Below are 3,516 nucleotides of genomic sequence, written 5' to 3' on the forward strand. Positions count from 1 at the left end.
TCTCGATCGCCAAGAAATACACCAACCGCGGCCTGCAGTTCCTCGACCTCATCCAGGAAGGCAACATCGGCCTGATGAAGGCGGTCGACAAGTTCGAGTACCGCCGCGGCTACAAGTTCTCGACCTATGCGACGTGGTGGATCCGGCAGGCGATTACCCGGTCGATCGCCGATCAGGCCCGCACGATCCGCATTCCGGTGCACATGATCGAGACGATCAACAAGATCGTGCGCACCTCGCGCCAGATGCTGCACGAGATCGGCCGCGAGCCGACGCCCGAGGAACTTTCCGAAAAGCTTGCGATGCCGCTCGAAAAGGTCCGCAAGGTTTTGAAGATCGCCAAGGAGCCGATCAGCCTCGAGACGCCAATCGGCGACGAGGAGGATTCGCACCTCGGCGACTTCATCGAGGACAAGAACGCCGTCCTGCCGATCGACGCAGCGATCCAGTCGAACCTGCGCGAGACGACGACGCGGGTGCTCGCCTCGCTCACCCCACGCGAGGAGCGCGTCTTGCGCATGCGCTTTGGCATCGGCATGAACACCGACCATACGCTCGAGGAGGTCGGCCAGCAGTTCTCGGTCACGCGCGAGCGCATCCGCCAGATCGAGGCCAAGGCCCTGCGCAAATTGAAGCACCCGAGCCGCAGCCGGAAGCTGAGGAGCTTTTTGGACAATTGACGGTCCGCGACCACCCGTCGCGTTCGCCGCCCGACGCTGGCATGCTACAATTCTCGCTGAAAGGTGCGGATCGGCAGCGGAGGAAGCCATGGCTTACAAGGATATCCTGGTCTATCTCGACCCGACGGCCGAGTCGGATGAGCGCCTGAAGTTTGCGGTCGTACTCGCCAGGACGAACGGCGCGCGGCTCATCGGGGTCGACGCAGGCGCCGCGACCGGCGTCCTTGAGGCGGACGAGGGGATCGTGACCCAGAAGGAATTCGAAGACGCGGCCGGTCGGGCGGGGCTCAAGGCCCTGTTCGTTCCGTCCGAAAAGCCGGGCGAGGCCGAGGCTTTCACCCATTGCGTCGACCTCATCGTCGCGCCTGCGCCTGCGGGCGCCTCGCGCGAGGTCGTGCGGAAGGGCATGCTCGACCGGGCGCTGGTCGAATCCGGCGCGCCGATGCTGATTTTGCCCCCTGACTGGACCGGCGGGACGGTCGGCGACAACGTCGTCATCGCCTGGAACGGCGGGCGCGAAGCGCTGCGCGCGGTGCACGACGCCATGCCCTTCCTCGAAAAGGCGAAGAAGGTCACGGTGTTCTGCTTCTCGTCGCGGCCGAGCGACCTGCGCGCCTCGGCGGTCATGCTGGTCGAGCACCTCGCGACGCACGGGGTGAAGGCGCACATCTCCGACTGGACCAATACCGGAGACCTCACCGCGATCGAGGCTTTGTTCGCGAGCCTCGACACCCAGGACGCCGACCTGATCGTCGCCGGCGCCTTCAGCCATTCGCGGCTCTACGAGGGCCTGTTCGGGGGCGTGAGCCTTGATCTCATGCGCCAGCAGTCGCTTCCGGTGCTGATGTCGCATTGATCCGAGGCGTTCCGCGGTCCCGAATCAAAAGTCCGGCGCGCCGCCCGGGTCGGCGAGGCGATGCAGCCGGTCCGCGGCCGTCTGGGCGAAGCGCAGCAGCAACGCGCGGCGGGTGGAGGAAGCCATGCGCCGCATGTCCGCCTCGCGCAGGATTTCTGCGCCGTAGGGGTCGGCCATGATGAGCCCCGCCTCCGCCGGCATGATGCCGACCGGCGTCGCCTCGGAGATGGCGAAGTAAAGCCGGTCGCAGGCGGCGAGGTAATCGCGCCACTTCTTGTCTGCCCTGAGGTCCGCCGGCGAGGACTTGACCTCGACGATCAGCACCTCGCCCTCGCCGTTGACCGCGACGATGTCGGCGCGCCGACCGTCGACGAGCGGCAGTTCGGTCAGACTGGAGAAGCCGTGCGCCCGCAAAAGCCGGCGTACGCCGCGGGCGATCATCATCGCCGTCTCGGACTGGCGGCCGTCGGGGCGAAGCGCAAGCCATTCGTCCGACATCAGCTGGCCTTCGCGTCGGCGAGGATCATCTCCGCCGCCCGTTCCGCGATCATCATCGTCGGCGAGGCCGTATTGCCCGAGACGATCCGCGGCATGACTGAGGCGTCGACGACGCGAAGGCCCGGAACCCCGATCACCCGAAGCCGCGTGTCGACCACGGCGAGCGGATCCTCGGCGCGGCCCATCTTCGCCGTGCCGACCGGATGGAAAATGGTCGTTCCGATATCGCCGGCCGCCTTCACGAGGTCCTCCTCGCTGTGCAGTTCGGCGCCTGGCTTCAGCTCCGTCGGCCGGTATTTCGACAGCGCCGGCGCGGCGGCAAGACGGCGCGCGAGGCGGATCGAGTCGACCGCGACCCGGCGATCCTCATAGGTCGAGAGATAGTTGGGCTTGATCGCCGGCGCGACCCTAAGGTCGGCGCTCGTCGCGTGGGTCGAGCCGACGCTGGTCGGGCGCAGGTTGCAGATGCTGACCGTGATCGCCGGAAAATCGTGCAGTGGTTCGCCGAACCGCTCGAGCGACAACGGCTGAACATGGAACTCGACATTGGCGGCGGCGTATTCAAGCGACGACTTCGCGAACATGCCGAGCTGCGAGGGCGCCATGGTCAGCGGCCCGCGCCGGCGCAACGCATAATCGAGACCCATCAGGGCGCGCTTCGCATAGGACTGGGAATCGACGTTGAGCGTGCGGGCGCCCTCGATGCGGAAGATGGTTCGCAACTGCAGATGATCCTGCAGGTTCTCGCCCACGCCGGGCAGGGCCCGCCGCACTGGAACGCCGATCGCGGCGAGCGCCTCCGGCCGGCCGAGGCCGGAGATCTCCATGAGCTGCGGCGAGCCGATCGCGCCCCCCGCCAGCAGCACCTCACCGCGCGCCCTTGCCTCGACCCGCGTGCCCTCGCGGACATAGGCGACCCCGGCGGCGCGCGCGCCGTCGAACAGGATGCCCTCGGCGTGGGCGCGTTCGGCGACGCTGAGGTTGGGGCGGTTGAGGATCGGCTTCAGGAAGGCCGCGCGCCAGCCCTGCTCAGTGCGCCATCGTACGCCTAAGCCATTGTTTCTCTGCGACACTGTATCTTCTCGTACGCCATTGTTCGCCGCCGTGCGCCTCCATATATTGGATAGACAGTGGAGAGGACGCTAATGGCCAGGCACGTCAGAAACCCCAAGATCGAGTCCAGAGCGGCTCGCGCGCGGCTGAAGCCCTCCCCCAAACCAACCTTCTTCGATCTCGGCGGCAAGCTCCATCTCGGCTACCGCAAGGGCAAGGTCAAGGGCGTGTGGGTGGCGCGCATTTATCTCGGCAGCGAACGGTACGCCGAAAAGACCCTCGGCGAAGCCGACGATCTCGCCGACGCCAACGGCGCCACGGTGCTCAACTTCGATCAGGCGCAGCGGGCGGCGCGAGAGCACGTGAGGGCGCTCGAAGCCCGCTCGAGCGCTTCGGCGGTCACCGTGTCGGACGCGATCGAGAGCTACC

4 protein-coding genes and 1 pseudogene are annotated in these 3,516 nt (G+C 66.8%); 3 read left to right on the forward strand and 2 right to left on the reverse strand.

From position 1 onward, the window contains the following. Both rpoD and ACLP25_RS03640 read left to right on the forward strand, forming a co-directional pair. Nucleotides 1–680, forward strand: a 680-nt coding sequence (gene rpoD / locus ACLP25_RS03635) for an RNA polymerase sigma factor RpoD (protein ID WP_442467867.1), incomplete at its 5' end; no start/stop codon positions are given. 88 nt (nucleotides 681–768) lie between these two features. Next, on the forward strand, nucleotides 769–1,536 hold the full coding sequence (locus ACLP25_RS03640) for a universal stress protein (protein WP_442467868.1): 768 nt from the start codon (nucleotides 769–771) through the stop codon (nucleotides 1,534–1,536). A 24-nt stretch (nucleotides 1,537–1,560) separates the two neighbouring features. Here the strand turns inward: ACLP25_RS03640 and ACLP25_RS03645 are convergent, their stop codons facing one another. Together ACLP25_RS03645 and ACLP25_RS03650 are read right to left on the reverse strand one after the other, a co-directional pair. Beyond that, nucleotides 1,561–2,034 (reverse strand): MmcB family DNA repair protein, encoded by a 474-nt coding sequence (locus ACLP25_RS03645; RefSeq protein WP_442467869.1) that lies wholly within the window; start codon nucleotides 2,032–2,034, stop codon nucleotides 1,561–1,563. Beyond that, complete coding sequence (locus ACLP25_RS03650) at nucleotides 2,034–3,152, reverse strand: GMC family oxidoreductase (protein ID WP_442467870.1); 1,119 nt, start codon at nucleotides 3,150–3,152, stop codon at nucleotides 2,034–2,036. The genes ACLP25_RS03645 and ACLP25_RS03650 overlap by 1 nt, the downstream gene beginning before the upstream one ends. 27 nt (nucleotides 3,153–3,179) lie before the next feature. Between ACLP25_RS03650 and ACLP25_RS03655 the strand changes: the two are divergent. Next, nucleotides 3,180–3,516 (forward strand): annotated as a pseudogene (locus tag ACLP25_RS03655) (tyrosine-type recombinase/integrase); the annotation flags it as partial.

The sequence above is a fragment of the Roseiarcus sp. genome, from assembly GCF_052145395.1.
GTDB lineage: Bacteria > Pseudomonadota > Alphaproteobacteria > Rhizobiales > Beijerinckiaceae > Roseiarcus.

Coding starts and splice junctions, on each gene's coding strand:
- ACLP25_RS03640 (WP_442467868.1), top strand. CDS start 769: ATGGCTTACAAGGATATCCTGGTCTATCTCGACCCGACGGCCGAGTCG.
- ACLP25_RS03645 (WP_442467869.1), bottom strand. CDS start 2,034: ATGTCGGACGAATGGCTTGCGCTTCGCCCCGACGGCCGCCAGTCCGAG.